We start from the raw sequence: 318 nt of genomic DNA, 5'->3' as shown, positions 1-318 counted from the left end.
GCTGGGGGCGTTGTTGGCCGGGACGACGAGCCCGGCGGGGGGGGATGACGGCGCCCCGGCCCCGGCCGCCGCCGGCCACCCCCGGCGGCCCCGCCGGGGCCCCGCCTCACCGCTGGCGGTATGGCGGCGCGAGAGCGGCGGCCTGCGCCCGGTCTGGGAGGGGGACGACTGGACCGACACCGGCAGGCCGGCCGGTCCGGACGAGGAGGACCGTAGCGTCGAGGAGGTCGGCGGCGTCTTCCTGGTCCCCGTCACCGAGGTCGAGGAACACCTGCTGACCCATCCGAACGTCGCCGAAGCCGCCGTCGTCGCCAGCAC

Annotated in this window: 1 pseudogene; it reads left to right on the top strand. The window is 78.3% G+C overall.

Features of this window, described 5'->3' with window-relative positions:
• Positions 1-318 (top strand): annotated as a pseudogene (locus TN53_RS43590) (hypothetical protein); the annotation flags it as partial.

Source organism: Streptomyces sp. WM6386, from assembly GCF_000972385.1.
Classification (GTDB): Bacteria; Actinomycetota; Actinomycetes; order Streptomycetales; family Streptomycetaceae; genus Streptomyces.
Note: the sequence above shows the minus strand (reverse complement) of the source record. Positions and strands in the feature narration are given on the sequence as shown.